General features: G+C 66.8%; 13 protein-coding genes. 4 read left to right on the top strand and 9 right to left on the bottom strand.

What is annotated here, in order from left to right; all coding sequences use genetic code 11:
* Positions 1-3 precede the first annotated feature (3 nt).
* From XarjCFBP7645_RS11095 to XarjCFBP7645_RS11080, 3 genes are all read right to left on the bottom strand, one after another.
* Complete coding sequence (locus tag XarjCFBP7645_RS11095) at positions 4-657, bottom strand: methylthioribulose 1-phosphate dehydratase (RefSeq protein ID WP_104537523.1); 654 nt, start codon at positions 655-657, stop codon at positions 4-6.
* 659 nt (positions 658-1,316) lie between these two features.
* A complete protein-coding gene (locus XarjCFBP7645_RS11085; RefSeq protein ID WP_104537522.1) occupies positions 1,317-2,747 on the bottom strand; it encodes an amino acid permease in 1,431 nt (476 codons plus the stop codon).
* 79 nt (positions 2,748-2,826) lie between these two features.
* Complete coding sequence (locus XarjCFBP7645_RS11080; RefSeq protein ID WP_026064795.1) at positions 2,827-4,299, bottom strand: amino acid permease; 1,473 nt, start codon at positions 4,297-4,299, stop codon at positions 2,827-2,829.
* A 142-nt stretch (positions 4,300-4,441) separates the two neighbouring features.
* Here XarjCFBP7645_RS11080 and XarjCFBP7645_RS11075 point away from each other — a divergent pair, with 142 nt between their 5' ends.
* The gene (locus XarjCFBP7645_RS11075; RefSeq protein ID WP_104537521.1) at positions 4,442-5,029 is read left to right on the top strand and encodes an NUDIX hydrolase; all 588 of its coding nucleotides are present in this window, start codon (positions 4,442-4,444) and stop codon (positions 5,027-5,029) included.
* A gap of 598 nt (positions 5,030-5,627) precedes the next feature.
* Here XarjCFBP7645_RS11075 and serA read toward each other — a convergent pair.
* Positions 5,628-6,869: a phosphoglycerate dehydrogenase gene (gene serA, locus XarjCFBP7645_RS11065; protein WP_104537520.1), complete on the bottom strand. Its 1,242-nt coding sequence runs from the start codon at positions 6,867-6,869 to the stop codon at positions 5,628-5,630.
* Positions 6,870-7,077: 208 nt separating this feature from the next.
* Here serA and XarjCFBP7645_RS11060 point away from each other — a divergent pair, with 208 nt between their 5' ends.
* From XarjCFBP7645_RS11060 to XarjCFBP7645_RS11050, 3 genes are read left to right on the top strand one after another with little or no spacing between them, the layout of a single operon-like run.
* On the top strand, positions 7,078-8,496 hold the full coding sequence (locus tag XarjCFBP7645_RS11060) for an FAD-binding oxidoreductase (RefSeq protein WP_104537519.1): 1,419 nt from the start codon (positions 7,078-7,080) through the stop codon (positions 8,494-8,496).
* 34 nt (positions 8,497-8,530) lie between these two features.
* The gene (locus XarjCFBP7645_RS11055) at positions 8,531-8,830 is read left to right on the top strand and encodes a DUF2388 domain-containing protein (RefSeq protein WP_024937732.1); all 300 of its coding nucleotides are present in this window, start codon (positions 8,531-8,533) and stop codon (positions 8,828-8,830) included.
* Positions 8,827-10,686 (top strand): DUF4105 domain-containing protein, encoded by a 1,860-nt coding sequence (locus tag XarjCFBP7645_RS11050; protein WP_104537518.1) that lies wholly within the window; start codon positions 8,827-8,829, stop codon positions 10,684-10,686. The genes XarjCFBP7645_RS11055 and XarjCFBP7645_RS11050 overlap by 4 nt, the downstream gene beginning before the upstream one ends.
* Before the next feature lie 330 nt (positions 10,687-11,016).
* On the opposite strand, the gene XarjCFBP7645_RS11045 is transcribed toward XarjCFBP7645_RS11050, so the two are convergent.
* The 5 genes from XarjCFBP7645_RS11045 to XarjCFBP7645_RS11025 form a co-directional block, all read right to left on the bottom strand.
* Positions 11,017-11,409, bottom strand: a complete 393-nt coding sequence (locus XarjCFBP7645_RS11045) for a hypothetical protein (protein WP_104537517.1) — start codon at positions 11,407-11,409, stop codon at positions 11,017-11,019.
* Positions 11,409-11,975 (bottom strand): elongation factor P-like protein YeiP, encoded by a 567-nt coding sequence (gene yeiP, locus XarjCFBP7645_RS11040; protein ID WP_016904354.1) that lies wholly within the window; start codon positions 11,973-11,975, stop codon positions 11,409-11,411. The genes XarjCFBP7645_RS11045 and yeiP overlap by 1 nt, the downstream gene beginning before the upstream one ends.
* 112 nt (positions 11,976-12,087) lie before the next feature.
* Positions 12,088-12,858 carry an SDR family oxidoreductase gene (locus tag XarjCFBP7645_RS11035; RefSeq protein ID WP_104537516.1) on the bottom strand — a complete coding sequence of 257 codons (771 nt, stop codon included), beginning with the start codon at positions 12,856-12,858 and terminating at the stop codon, positions 12,088-12,090.
* Positions 12,859-13,002: 144 nt separating this feature from the next.
* Positions 13,003-13,899 (bottom strand): hydroxymethylglutaryl-CoA lyase, encoded by an 897-nt coding sequence (locus tag XarjCFBP7645_RS11030; protein WP_104537515.1) that lies wholly within the window; start codon positions 13,897-13,899, stop codon positions 13,003-13,005.
* Entirely contained in the window at positions 13,896-14,693 is a 798-nt protein-coding gene (locus XarjCFBP7645_RS11025; RefSeq protein WP_104537514.1) for an enoyl-CoA hydratase-related protein, read from the bottom strand. The genes XarjCFBP7645_RS11030 and XarjCFBP7645_RS11025 overlap by 4 nt, the downstream gene beginning before the upstream one ends.
* Between the last annotated feature and the right edge of the window lie 13 nt (positions 14,694-14,706).

The following is a 14,706-nucleotide window of genomic DNA, read 5'->3' as shown; positions in this document are numbered from 1 at the left end:
GGCTCAGCGCGGGCCGCGCAGCTTCAGCAGCTCGAGTTCGCAATGCAGCAGGAATTCGAAGGCCTCCAGATGACGGCGTGCCTCGGCCATGTTGCGGCCCCAGGCATACAGTCCGTGCCCTTCGATGAGATACCCCCACAGGCTCTGTTTGTCCAGCAGGGCCTCGACCTGCGCAGCCAGCACCTGCATGTCCTGCGTGTTGGCGAACACCGGCACGTCCACTGCCGTTTCATGCGTGGTGTTGCCTTCGAAGGCTTTCAACAGCTCATAGCCTTCCAGCCGGATCACGCCGCTGCCGGCGTACAGCCGCGAGGCAACGGTCTGCACCGGCGAGTGCGTGTGCAGCACGCAGCCGATCTCCGGAAAGCGGCGATACAGCTGGGTGTGCAGCAGCGTTTCTGCGGACGGGCGCAACGGACGGCCGACCGCCAGGCCGTCGAAGTCCACCACCATGATGTCTTCTTCGACCAGGCGGCCCTTGTCGCGGCCTGACACGGTGATCGCCGCGTGCTGTTCGTCCAGGCGATGGGAGAAATTGCTGCTGGTGGCCGGCGTCCAGCCGGCCTGGGCCAGCTCGCGGATGTTGCCGATCAGCAGGTGCGCCAGCTCGTGCAGACGCGCAGCGCTGTAGGGCAGGGGGGCAGTGGTCGCATTCATGGACCTATTCTACTGCCCCGCCGGATTACGGTCAGGTGCAGCGCAGCAGGGTTTTGTTCCCGCCACGCCAGTACCCAGATCGGCCTACAAAACGTGAGGAGCGCGCGCATGGCAGTGAGCGCGGTGGTTTCGTCAGTCGTCTGTTGTTGGATGCAGTCAGAAGGCCAGGTCAAATGCCTGGTCGGTCGAGCGCGCGGTGCCCTCACCGCCTGCGGGACACGCCGCAAGTACGTCCATGTAGGCTCGGTTGCGGCATCCATGCCGCCACACGGTCCCGCAATCGGCGAGGACACCGCACCAGAGAGTGAATCGGTGGTCTTGTGAAAGCTGCTTGTTGCTCGGGTTGAATCAGGAACCGGATCGGAAGCGATGCTATCCGAGCAACACACTGCATGCTCTGCTCGCAACCCTGCGTACGACTATCTCGACAGGTCCTTGCCCGCCCACCGTCGCGGGACCTTACGCGGCATGGATGCCGCGTAAGAGCCTACATGGACGTACTTGCGGCGTGTCCTGCGATGGTGGGCGGGCAAGGGCCCTGCAGCCAAGCCTCAGACCAGCACCCACCAACCAAGCTACAGATCAGCCCGCCCAGATCAGCCGCTCTGCGATAGACCAACGCGCAGGCGTTCTACCATCCGCTCAAACCACGGATATGCTCAGCGACCCTCGCGCAGACGGCTGTGGCGGTAACCGTAGCCGAAATAAACCACCAGCCCGACCAGCGTCCATCCCCCCATCAACATCCAGTTATGCAGGGTCATGGCCGACAGCAGGGCCAGGCAGCTCAACACGCCGGCGCTGCAGATCAGCCAGGCCACCGGCATGCGGAACGGACGCGGCAGTTCCGGGTGGGTACGACGCAGGATCAGCACGCCGGCGCACACCGCGGCGAAGGCGATCAGCGTCCCCATCGAGGTCAACTCGCCCAGCACATCCAGCGGGAACACCGCTGCCAGCAGGGCGATGCCCACGCCGGTAATCACCGTATTGACGTGCGGGGTGCGGTACTTCGGATGGATACGGGTGAAGATCGACGGCAGCAGCCCGTCGCGCGCGATGATCATGAAGATGCGCGGCTGGCCGATGATCATCACCAGCACTACCGACGACAGCCCGATCAGCGCGCCGACTTCCACCACCACGCGCAACCAGGCCAGCTGCGGATGCGCCGCCACCGCGGTCACCACCGGCTCGTCGGTGCCGAGCAGGGTGTAGGGCACCAGCCCGGTCATCACCGCCGCCATGGCGATGTAGAGCACGGTGCAGATGACCAGCGACAGGATCATGCCGATCGGCAGGTCGCGTTGCGGGCGGTGCGACTCCTGCGCCGCCACCGACACCGCCTCGAAGCCGATATAGGCGAAGAACACCATCGCCGCGCCGCGCAGCACGCCTTCCATGCCGTACTTGCCCGGGCCTTCGTTGGCCGGAATGAACGGGTGCCAGTTGGCGGTATCCACATACTTCCAGCCCACCGCGATCACCAGCAGGATCAGCCCGGTCTTCAGGATCACCATCGCCATGTTCATCGCCGACGACTTGCGGATGCCCACGTAGCACAACCAGGTCAGCAACAGCACGATACCGGCGGCGGGCAGGTTGGCGATCGCGCCGGTGCGCTGCAGCTTGCCGTCCAGTGGCGCGCTGACCAGGGCGGCCGGCAGGTGGATGCCGAAATGCTCCAGCAGACTGAGGAAATAGCCGGTCCAGCTGACCGCCACCGCCGAGGCGGAGACGCCATACTCCAGCACCAGCATCCAGCCGATGAACCAGGCTGCCAGTTCGCCGAAGGTGGCATAGGTATAGGTGTAGGCGCTGCCGGACACCGGCACCATCGCGGCGAATTCGGCATAGGCCATCGCGCAGAACGCGCAGCACACCGCGGCCAGCACGAACGACAGCATGATCGCCGGCCCGGCGTGGTCGGCCGCGGCCTGGCCGGTGATGACGAAGATGCCGCCGCCGATCACCGCCCCAATGCCCAGGGCGGTCAGCCCCCAGGGCCCGAGTGCGCGTTGCAGGCCCAGCCCGTCGGCCGCCTCATGGCTGGCGTTCGGGTGTTTGGTGGCCCAGAGTTGCTTGAACATGCAGCGGTTCCTGTTGAATCCCTGCACGTGGCGGTGCGGGCGTGTGCGGGATGTGCGGGCTGTTGCGAGGGACTCGCAATCAAGCCTTGCGGGCCAGCCGGCTATGGCGAATGCCATAACCGAAATAGATGACCAGGCCGATCATGGTCCAGCCCACAAACACCTTCCAGTGTTCCTGAAACGCCTGGAAGAACAGGAACAGGCAGGCCAGCGCACCCAGCGGGCAGATCAGCATCGCCAGCGGCACCCGGAACGGCCGCGGCAGATCCGGCTTGGTGAAACGCAGCACCATGACCCCGGCGCACACGGTGGCGAAGGCGAGCAGGGTGCCCATCGACACCAGCTCGCCCAGCACGCTGAGCGGGATCAACCCGGCCAGCAGCGCCGCGACCACGCCGACGAAGATCGTCCCGACATAGGGGGTATGGAACTTCGGATGCACCTTGCCAAACAGTCTGGGCATCAACCCATCCTTGGCCATGGTGTAGAAGATGCGCGGCTGCGCCATCAGCATCACCAGCACCACCGAGGACAGGCCAGCGATCGCGCCGATCTCCACGGCGGTCTTGAGCCAGGTCAGCTGCGGGTGCGCTTCCAGTGCGGTGGCCACCGGCTTGGCGGTGCCGAGCTGGGTGTAGGGCAGCAGGCCGGTCAGCACCGCGCAGACGATGATGTAGATGACGGTGCACACCGCCAGCGACACCAGGATGCCGATCGGCATGTTCTTCTGCGGATCCTTGGTCTCGCCGGCGGAGGTGGAGACCGCATCGAAGCCGATATAGGAAAAGAACACGATGGATGCCGCGCGGAACACCCCGTCCCAGCCGAACTGGCCCGGCCCGGTGTTTTCCGGAATGAAGGGATGCCAGTTGGCCGGGTCGATATAGGCGATGCCGAAGCCGACGAACAGGCAGATCACCACGACCTTGATCGCCACCACGATGGCATTGGCGAATGCCGACTGGGTGACGCCGACGTAGCACAGCATGCTCACCGCCGCCACGATCAGCACGGCCGGCAGGTTGATGAGGTTGCCGGAGCTGACAAAGTTGTGGCCGTCCCAGGCCAGTGGCGCGCCGGCCAGCTCCGCCGGGAACGGCAAGCCGAGCGTGCCGGTCAGGAAACTAATCAGGTAGGCGGACCAGCCGACCGCAACGCTGGAGCCGGCGAACAGGTATTCCAGCACCAGGCACCAGCCGATGAACCAGGCAATGCCCTCGCCGAGGGTGGCATATGAATACGAATAGGCGCTGCCGGACACCGGCATCATCGCCGCGAACTCTGCGTAGCACAGGCCGGCGAATGCACAGGCGATGCCGGCGAACACGAAGGACAGCATCACCGCCGGGCCGGCGTGGTTGGCCGCAGCCTGGCCGGTCAACACGAAGATGCCGGCGCCGATCACCGCGCCGATGCCGAGCATGATCAGGTGCTTGGCGGTGAGGGTGCGTTGCAGGGTGGCTTCGCCCTGCAGGCTGCCTTCGACCGGTTCGCCCCCGTCGACATGTCCAGCGGGCTCGATCGGTTTGACCCTCAACAGAGACTTCAGCATTCGGTACATCCCTAAGTGGCAAAGCTAAGGCGCGCGCGCCTGGGCGAAGGTGGTGCGCCGCGTCCCGGTGGGACAGGCAAGCGGCCTACCTTGCCAAAGCTACACGCTCACGACAAGCACGTACGCAGCATGAATGGCGATAATGGCCGCCTGGCCCGCGACGGGCGACCGGGAACGACAGATGGTGGATGCAACCCTGCAACAGCGATTGGCCGACTACCGCGCGCGCTGGCCGGACGAAGCCGGGCTGGCCGAGCAGTTCGCTCAACTGCTGGACGATGCCACCAACCCGTTCCTGCGCGAGCGTGTCGAAGGTCATTTTACCGGCTCGGCGTGGGTGGTCAGCGCCGATGGCACGCGCACGCTGCTGACCCATCACCGCAAGCTGCAACGCTGGCTGCAGCTGGGCGGGCACGCCGACGGCGACCGCGACCTGGCGCAGGTGGCCTTGCGCGAGGCGCAGGAGGAATCCGGATTGACCGGTTTGCGCCTGGCTGACGCGGCCATCTTCGACCTGGACCGGCACTGGATCCCCGCGCGCGGCGAGGTGGCCGGGCATTGGCATTACGACGCGCGCTATGTGGTGGTGGCTGGGGCGGACGAGGCATTCGAGGTCAGCGAGGAATCGCTGGCTCTGGCGTGGCGCCCGGTCGCCGAGCTGCTTGCCGATCCGCAGCTGGATCCGTCGATGCGTCGCATGGCCGAGAAGTGGGTGGCGCGCGCGCGTTGAGCAGCTTGTTAGAGCCCCTTTCGTCGGGGTAATCAGGCGCTGCTTGCGCACCGCTGGCGCGTGCGCCGCAAGTGCTGGTGCTGCCTGTCACTTACTGGCTTCGGTGGGCGGCAGCAGCGCGGCCGGCGATCGGCTGCTCGGCTCGGTCAGACATCCTGTCTGACTCGCCGCCGCGGCACATCCCTGTGTGCCGCTCTCCGCCAATCCCCGCACACGCTGCTGCCTCGGCCATTCGCTGTCATGGCCTTGGAAGTCCTGAGTAGTGATGAGACGTTGTTTCATGCTCAGGTCTGCGAAAGCCCCTCTCCTGTCGGGAGAGGGGTGGGTACGGCTGACTAGAGTTCTAAAGCACTGCCTGCGCGCCATGGGCGCGCGTGCCTGGGAGCGCCCGCGCCGCAAGCGCGGGCCGGGGCGCGGAGCGGGGGTTGGGGGAGAGTGCGGCCAGGCATCGGCTGCCAGTTTACGAGTCACCCTTACTGGCGCGTGGCGACGCGTTTGCCATGGCAGACGCGCCGAAGTTGGCCGCAGCGCCCCTCATCCGGCCCTTCGGGCCACCTTCTCCCCTTGGGAGAAGGGATCACCTCAGTACAAAGTCCGCTCAGTACAGAATGCGCGTCCGCAAGGTCCCTTCGATCAAGGCCAGGCCTTCCTTCAACGCGGTGGCCTGCGCCTCGCTGGCGCTGACGTCGATCACCACGTATCCCACCTTGGGGTCGGTGCGCAGGAACTGGCCGTCGATGTTGACGTTGTGGCGCGAGAACAGTTCGTTGATCTTGGACAGCACGCCCGGCACGTTGCGGTGGATATGCAGCAGACGCAGGCTGTCGGGGTGCTCGGGCAGGGTGACCTCGGGGAAGTTCACCGCCGACAGGGTGCTGCCGTTGTCGCTGTAGCGCACCAGCTTGGCGGCCACTTCGATGCCGATATTGTCCTGCGCTTCCAGCGTGCTGCCGCCGACGTGCGGGGTCAGGATCACGTTGTCGTGCGCGATCAACTTTGATTCGAACGCATCGCCATTGCCCTTGGGCTCGATCGGGAACACGTCCACCGCCGCGCCGCCGATCTGGCCCGAGCTCAGCGCCGCGTCCAGTGCGTCGATGTCGATCACTGTGCCGCGCGAGGCGTTGATCAGGTGCGCGCCGTGCTTCATGCGCGCGATTTCCGCCGCGCCGATCATGTCCTTGGTCGACGGCGTCTCCGGCACATGCAGGGTCACCACGTCCGCGCGTGCCAGCAGGTCGTCCAGATCGATCGCCGCGCGCGCGTTGCCCAGCGACAGCTTGGTTTCGATGTCGTGGAAGATCACCTGCATGCCCAGGGACTCGGCCAGCACGCCGACCTGGGTGCCGATATGCCCGTAACCGACGATGCCAAGCACCTTGCCGCGCGTTTCGTGGCTGCCGGCGGCCGACTTGGACCACCCGCCGCGATGGCATTCGGCGTTCTTCTGCGGGATGCCGCGCAACAGCAGGATCGCCTCGGCGATGACCAGCTCGGCCACGCTGCGGGTATTGGAGTAGGGCGCGTTGAACACCGGGATGCCGGCCAGCTCGGCCGCGTCCAGATCGACCTGATTGGTGCCGATGCAGAAGCAGCCCACTGCGATCAGCCGCTTGGCATGCGCCAGCACCTCCGCGCTCAACTGCGTGCGCGAGCGGATGCCGACGATATGCGCCTCGGCGATGCGCGCGATGAGCTCGTCTTCCGGCAACGACTTGGCGTGCAGTTCGATCTGCGAATAACCGGCGGCGCGGAACACATCCACGGCCGTCTGGCTGATGCCTTCCAGCAAAAGGACGCGGATGTCCTGCTTGGGAAACGAGGTTCTCTTCGGCGACATGGGGGAGCGCATTGCAGCAATCGGGTCGGCAACTATGCCAGATGGGGCGCGCGATGGGGCACCCGCAACGCAGTGTCTGCGCAGGCAAAGTCCTTGCGGTGCAACGGTTTCAGCTGAATCCAACGCCGCGGCGGTGCCACGCCGTGCAACTGGACGAGGCTGGCGCGCACTGGCACGCTGTGCGGTTCCTACCGCAGCGCCGTGTGCCATGACCGATCCCCGCATCCTTTCGTTGCAACAGGCCGTGCCCGCGTTGCGTTTGAAGACCGAGCCGGCCGACCTGGAACACTACGGCCGCGACTGGACGCGGCGCTGGACGCCCAACCCGCTGGCGATCGCCTTGCCTGGTGCGGTGGACGAGGTGCAATCTGTGCTGCGCTGGGCCAATGCGAACGCGGTTGCGGTGGTGCCTTCGGGCGGGCGCACCGGTCTGTCCGGCGGTGCAGTGGCTGCCAACGGCGAGCTGGTGCTGAGCCTGGAGCGCCTGAACAAGCCGCTGGAGTTCAATGCGGTAGATCGCACGCTCACCGTCCAGGCCGGCATGCCGCTGGAAGCGGTGCACAACGCCGCGCGCGAGCATGGGCTGGTGTATCCGGTGGATTTCGCCGCGCGCGGTTCGTGTTCGATCGGCGGCAACATCGCCACCAATGCCGGCGGCATCCGCGTGATCCGCTACGGCAATACCCGCGACTGGGTGGCCGGCCTGAAGGTGGTCACCGGTGCCGGCGAACTGCTGGAACTCAACAACGCGCTGGTGAAAAATTCCAGCGGCTACGATTTCCGCCATTTGATGATCGGCTCCGAGGGCACGCTCGGCGTGGTGGTCGAAGCGACGCTACGACTGACCGATCCGCCGCCGCCCAGCAACGTGATGCTGCTGGCGCTGCCCTCGTTCGAGGTGCTGATGCAGGTGTTTGCCGCGTTCCGCGCGCAGCTGCGGCTGGAGGCGTTCGAATTCTTCACCGACCGCGCGCTCGAACACGTGCTGGCGCACGGCGCGCAGGCACCGTTTGCGCAGGTGCATCCGTATTACGTGGTCACCGAATTCGCTGCCGGCGACGAGGCGCAGGAAGCCGCAGCGATGGCGGCATTCGAAACCTGCATGGAGCAGGGCTGGGTCAGCGATGGGGTGATCAGCCAGAGCGATGCGCAGGCCGCGCAACTGTGGCGGCTGCGCGAAGGCATCACCGAAGCGCTGGCGCGCTACACGCCGTACAAGAATGACGTGTCGGTGCGCATCTCGGCGATGCCGGCGTTCCTGGCCGAAACCCAGGCGTTGCTGCACGATGCGTATCCGCATTTCGATGTGGTGTGGTTCGGCCATATCGGCGACGGCAACCTGCATATCAACGTGCTCAAGCCCGACGACACCAGCCAGGCCGATTTCGTGGCGGCCTGCGATCAGGTGACCAAGTTGCTGGCGCAGGCCTTACAGCGTTTTGGTGGCAGCATCTCTGCCGAACACGGCATCGGCCTGGTCAAGAAAGCCTACCTGTGGAGTACCCGCTCGGCCGAGGAGATCGCCTTGATGCGCGGGATCAAACATGTGCTCGATCCTCATCTTTTGCTGAATCCCGGCAAGCTGTTCGAGATGGACGACGCGCCTGCCGCCACGCGTGCCGGTTAGTCTTTCACCACCTTCACATGGAATCGATACGCCAATGATGCGCTCCCTCGTGTTTTGCGCTTTGACGCTGCTGCCGCTGGCGGCCTTCGCATCCAGCCTGGCCGGAACCTCGGCGGGTGCATCGTCGGCCGGTTCGTCCAATTCCTCCGGCAGCAGTTCCGGCGACGACAAGGTGGTGGCCGACGCACGCGAAGATGCCGCCGGCTTCGTCGCCAGCGATGGCGCGATCCGCGGCGCGCGGCTGGAAGCGGCGCTGCTGCAGTTGCGCAGCCGTAGCGATGCGGCGCGGCTGTCCAGCGACCTAGAACTGGCGCAGTCCATCCTGGCCCAGTGAGTTCTCCTCGCCGGTGCTGGTGGCTGTGGCTGGCCGCAGCGATCGCACCGGCGGCGCAGGCCGAATTACGCATTTATGTCGATCCGCAGGGCCTGTCTGCGGCGCAGATCGACGCCACGCACGCATTGATGGAACAGGTGGCGCAGCGTCTGCCGCCGGCTTGGATGCAGCGCATCGACGCACCGATCCAGCTGCAGTGGCGCACGGATTTGCCGGCACACGTGCATGGCCGCGCGATCGGCCGGCGCATCCTGCTCGATCGTGCGCTGCTGGATGCCTGGAGCGTGCAGGCGACAGCTGCGCAGACCGACCCCGGCGCACCGGCCACGCGCGCGGCAATGGCCGCCGTGGTGCATGAACTGGCGCATGTGCTGGACCGCGGTGCGCACGGCGGCCTGTCGCGCGACCCGCGGCTGCGCGATCTGGCCGGCTGGCAGGTGCGTCCCTGGCGGATCGGGCGCGGCGCAAACCGGTTCAGCGATCGCAGCCCCGACGATTACGAGCGGCGCAGCCCAGCCGAATTCGTCGCGGTGAATCTCGAACACTACGTGCTCGATGCCGACTATCACTGCCGGCGTCCGGCGCTGGCCGCCTGGTTCGCCGAGCAGGTCGGTGGCATGCCGAATGCAACCCATTGCGAGACGACGTTGCCGTACCTGCAGGCTGATAACGATGCCGGCGCGATGTCGCTGCTGGCACTGGATCCAGCGCGTGTGTACGCGGTGGACTACCTGCTGGCCGAGGGCAATGCGCAGCCGATGAGCCGCTGGGGCCACAGCATGCTGCGTCTGGTGATCTGTGCCCCTGGCCGCACGCCCGGTCCCGATTGCCGTCTGGATCTGCAGTATCACCGCGTGCTGTCGTTCCGCGCCTTCGTCGGCGATGTGCAGATTTCCAGCTGGCGCGGGCTGACCGGCTCGTATCCCTCGCGGCTGTTCGTATTGCCGTTGAATCAGGTCGTGGACGAATACACCAAGGTCGAGCTGCGCGCGCTGTCGTCGGTGCCGCTGACACTGACGCGCGGGGAGATCGCCGCGCTGCTCGCACGTGCCGCGCAGGTGCATTGGAGTTACGACGGGCGCTACTACTTCATCGGCAACAACTGCGCGGTGGAGACCTTCAAGCTTCTGCACGACGGCGTGCCGCGGCTGGCCGCGGCACGGCTGTCGTCGATCACCCCGCGCGGCGTGAGGCAGCGCTTGCAGCGCGCCGGCATCGCCGACATGCAGGTGCTGGACGACCCTGCGCAGGCGATTCGGCAGGGCTATTACTTTGAGTCGGCGGCGGCGCATTACCAGACCATGTTCGAGGTGATCCGCCGCGGCCTGCCGGTGCCGCAGACCAGCGTGGAGCAATGGCTGGACGCGCGCGCGGACGCGCGTGCGCAGTGGTTCGACCGCGGCGGTCTACGCGAGACGGCTGCGGCGTTGTTGCTCGAACAGGCCGCACTGCGGCGCCAGGAATTGCGGGCGCGCGATGCGCTCAAGCGCCTGCTGACGCCCGGCGCGGCCGGGCGTGACTCGGTGCAGGGTCAGCTGCAGTCGCTGTTCGCGCGGCAGGCCCAGCTCAGTCACCCGGCCACGCTGTTGGGCAGCGCCAGTTACGGGCTGCCGCAAGCGGAAGAGCAGCAAGACCTGAGCGTGCGCGTGGCGCAGGAAACCGGCGTACTGGTCGACGGCTGGAAACAGCTGCAGGCGCTGGGGCGGCAGCAACTGCCGGCCGACGTCCGCGCCGGACTAGAGCAGGGCGAGGCGAATGTGCAGCGCCTGCGCGCACGCCTGCGCGAGCTAGCGCGCGGTGATGCGGCTGCCGACAAAATGCGGTCGGAGATGGGTCTACCTCTGCAGGCGCAATAGCGATTCGGACCACGCCGGGGGGCGGTACCAGCCCTCTCCCTGCGGGTCGAGAAGGCACGGCTTGCGCGCCATTGGCGCGTGTGGCTTGGAGCGCCCGCGCTGCTAGCGCGGGCCGGGGCGCGGAGCGGGGGGTGAGGGTACGGGCCGAAGCTCTCGTATAGGTCCAACTGCACGAGGCTTCGCCCGTACCCGTATCCGGCGCTTTGCGCCACCTTTTCCCGATGGGAGAAGGTAGGCGCTGTGGCCTGCAGCGGTAAGTCCCGGTTCCCAGTGCTCCTGCCAGGGACGACGCATTGCACAGCTGGCACCTGTCACACCAGCCGACGCACCTCAGCCGGCCGGTTGCAGATCCGCCTGCACCGAATACTTGCGCAGCCACTCGCTGACCCGCGCGTTGTTGCGGTATTGCTTCAGTAGCTTTGCAAGCCGTGCCGGTGCCGGCGTGCAGAATTGCGCGATCGCCACCTCGATCTCGTGGCGACGATCGGCGTCGTACGGGTCCTCGCCCGCGAAGTGCTCGCATGTGTCGTAGTCCTCCACCAGCGTGCGCACATCCTCCGGCATGCCGCACAGGCCGGGCGGATGTTGCAGCCACTCCTCGTCCACCTTGGCATCGGTGCAGGCCACCGGCGCAGGTGCGGGCGTGGCTGTCGGCGCCGGGGCCGGTTGCGCCGTGCAGGCAGCCAGCAGCCCCAGCGTCACCACAGCGACCAGCTTGCGCATCAGTCGGCGCGGCCTGCGAATTCGCCGGTGGTGGTGTTGACCAGCACGCGCTCACCGTTGGTGATGTACTCGGGCACCATGATTTCCAGGCCGGTATTGAGCTTGGCCGGCTTGGGCCGCTTGGTGGCGGTGCCGCCCTTGAGTTCGGGCGGGGTTTCGACCACTTCCAGCGTCACCGTCTGCGGCAGTTGCACGGCCACCGGCTGGTCGTCGATCACCTGCACGTAGATGCCGGTCAGTCCGTCGATGATGTAGCCGGCATCGGTGCCGATCACGTCAGCATCCAGCGTATAGGGAGTGAAATCCTCGTCGTCCATGAACACGAACGCCTCGCCATCCTTGTACGAAAATGTCGACAGGCGACGCAGCAACTCCACTTCCGGCAGGTTGTCGTCGGCGTCGAAGCTGGCGTCCAGCTTGGCGCCACCGGGCACGCTGTACATGATGAAGCGGAAGCGCACGTTGCCACCGCGGCCCTGCGGCGAGCTGCGCTCGATGTCGCGGATCTGGTAAATGCCGCCGTTGTATTCGACGACGTTGCCTTTCTTGATGTCGTTAGCTTTCATGGAGAGTCAGGGATTGGTGATTTGGGATTAGGGATTAGCAAAGCAGGACTGGAGCGGGCGGGGAGGGCAGCAGTGCTGTTGCGAATCCCTAATCCCGACGCACCAATCCCCGCTACTTGGGCGCCAACCGCACGCCGCCGTCCAGGCGAATCACGTCGCCATTGAGGTAGCGATTGCGCAGGATGAAGGCGACGGTGTCGGCGTACTCGTCGGGTTGGCCCAGGCGCGAGGGGAACGGGATCGCCGCGGCCAGCGATTGCTGCACCGCCTCGGGCATGCCGTCCACCATCGGGGTCCAGAACACGCCCGGTGCGATCGTCATCACGCGGATGCCGAAGCGGGCCAGCTCGCGTGCCATCGGCAAGGTCATGCCGACCACGCCACCCTTGCTGGCGGCATAGGCGGCCTGGCCGATCTGGCCTTCGTAGGCGGCCACCGACGCGGTGTTGATGATCACGCCGCGCTCGCCGTCGTCGCCGGCACTGTTGTGCTGCATCACGTCGGCCGCGGCCTTGGCGACATTGAAGCTGCCAACCAGGTTGACCAGCACGGTGGTGCGGAAGGTTGCCAGTGGCATCGGCGCTTCCTTGCCGAGCACGCGGCCCGAGCCCAGGATGCCGGCGCAGTTCACCGCCAGGTTGAGCCCGCCCAGTGCCTGCGCGGCCTGCGCCACGTTGGCGCCGACCTGCGCCTCGTCGGTGACGTCGGTGGCGAAATACTGCGCGTTGCCGTCACCGAGCAGCGCCAGCGCCGCCTCAGCCTTGTCGGCGTTGACGTCGAACAGGGCGACCTTGCCGCCGTCGGCCACGATGCGCTGCGCCACGGCCAGGCCCAGGCCGGAAACGCCGCCGGTGACGATGGCAAGAACAGAAGAAGGCTGCATGCGGTGGTTCCTTGGAAATCCTGGAAGCCGGTGGATGCCGGCAGGCGAACGGGTGACGACGCAGCCGGCGATTCTAGCCGAAGCGTCTGTGCGCCCGCCCTGGAAGATGCACGGGCGGTGGCGGCGGTGTGCGGGACCGAAATCTCAGCCGGCGGCCGCCAAGGCTTTGCCGACCTTGCTGCCGGTCTCGCGGCCCAGCAACTGCGCCAGCCAGCGGCCGGTGCGGGCGAGGGCAGGCAGGTCGATGCCGGTCGGCATGCCCAGCCCATGCAGCAGATACACCACATCTTCGCTGGCGACATTGCCGCTGGCGCCCTTGGCGTAGGGGCAGCCGCCGGCACCGGACACCGCCGCATCGACCACGCGCACGCCTTGCTCCAGGCAGGCGGCGATGTTGGCCAGCGCCTGGCCGTAGGTGTCGTGGAAGTGCACGGCCAATGCCGGCATCGGTACCGCCTGCGCCACCGCGGCCAGCATCTGGCGTGCCTTGGCCGGGGTGCCGACGCCGATGGTGTCGCCCAGCGAAATCTCGTAGCAGCCCAGCGCGTACAGCCGTTGCGCGACATCGACCACGTCGGCCACCGGCACCGCGCCCTGATACGGGCAGCCCAGCACGGTGGAGACGTAACCGCGCACGCGCACGCCGTCGAGCGCGGCCTGTTCCAGGATCGGCCGAAAGCGCGCGATCGATTCGTCGATGCCGGCGTTGGTATTGGTGCGATTGAAGGCCTCCGACGCCGCGGTGAACACCGCCACCTCTTGCGCACCGGCGGCGCGTGCGCGCGCATAGCCCTGCAGGTTCGGCACCAGCACCGGATAGGCGATGCCCGACGCCTGGGTGATGCCGGCGAACACCTCGGCCGCATCGGCCAGCTGCGGCACCCAGCGCGGGCTGACGAAGCTGGTCGCCTCGATGCTGCGCAGCCCGGTCGCGGAGAGTTGATCGATCAAGGCGATCTTGTCGGCGGTGGCGATCGGTGTCGTTTCATTCTGCAGGCCATCGCGCGGGCCGACCTCGACAATGCGGACAAAGTCGCTCACGCCGCGCCCTCCGGCACCCAGGCCGGGCTGCGCTTGTCGAGGAAGGCGCCCAGGCCTTCCTGGCCTTCCGGGGAAACGCGCAGGCGCGCGATCCACGCGGCATTGGCAGCGTCGATGGCGTCGCGGTCGATCGGTGGCAGCACCGCGCGCACCAGCGCCTTGGCGCTGGCCGCGGCCAATGGGGCGGCCGCCAGCAACAGGCGGACCTGGCGCTCCACCGCGATATCCAGCTGGTCGGCGGTCACCAGTTGATGCAACAGGCCCAGCAGCTGCGCGGTGGCCGCGTCGAAGATCTCGGCAGTGGCGAACCAGCGCCGTGCCTGGCGCGCGCCGATCGCTGCGATCACATACGGCGAAATCACCGCCGGCAGCAGGCCGAGCTTGCTCTCGGTCAGCCCGAAGCGTGCCTCGGTACAGCCGATGGCGATATCGCAGCACGCCACCAGGCCCACGCCGCCGCCGAACGCCGCGCCGTTGACGCGTGCGATGGTCGGCTTGGGCAGTTCGTCCAGCGTGCGCATCAAACGCGCGAGGGCGAGCGCATCGGCTGCATTGTCGGCCTCGCTGGCGCCGGCCATGCCGCGCATCCAGTTCGGGTCGGCGCCCGCAGAGAACGCAACGCCGGCACCGGTGATCACGACGACGCGGATCTGCGCTGCCCGGCCGGCCTGCTGCAAGGCTTCGGTGAGCGCGCCGATCAAGGTCGCATCGAAGGCGTTATGCACCGCCGGGCGGTGCAGTCGCAACGTGCGGACCGCTCCCTGGTCTTCCACGATCAAGCCGGTGTCCTGCATTGCGTCAACGTCC

Origin of the sequence: Xanthomonas arboricola, from assembly GCF_002940665.1 — a bacterium.
GTDB lineage: Bacteria > Pseudomonadota > Gammaproteobacteria > Xanthomonadales > Xanthomonadaceae > Xanthomonas > Xanthomonas arboricola_B.
The sequence above is the reverse complement of the archived record's forward strand: the minus strand, read 5'-3'. Positions and strand labels throughout refer to the sequence as shown.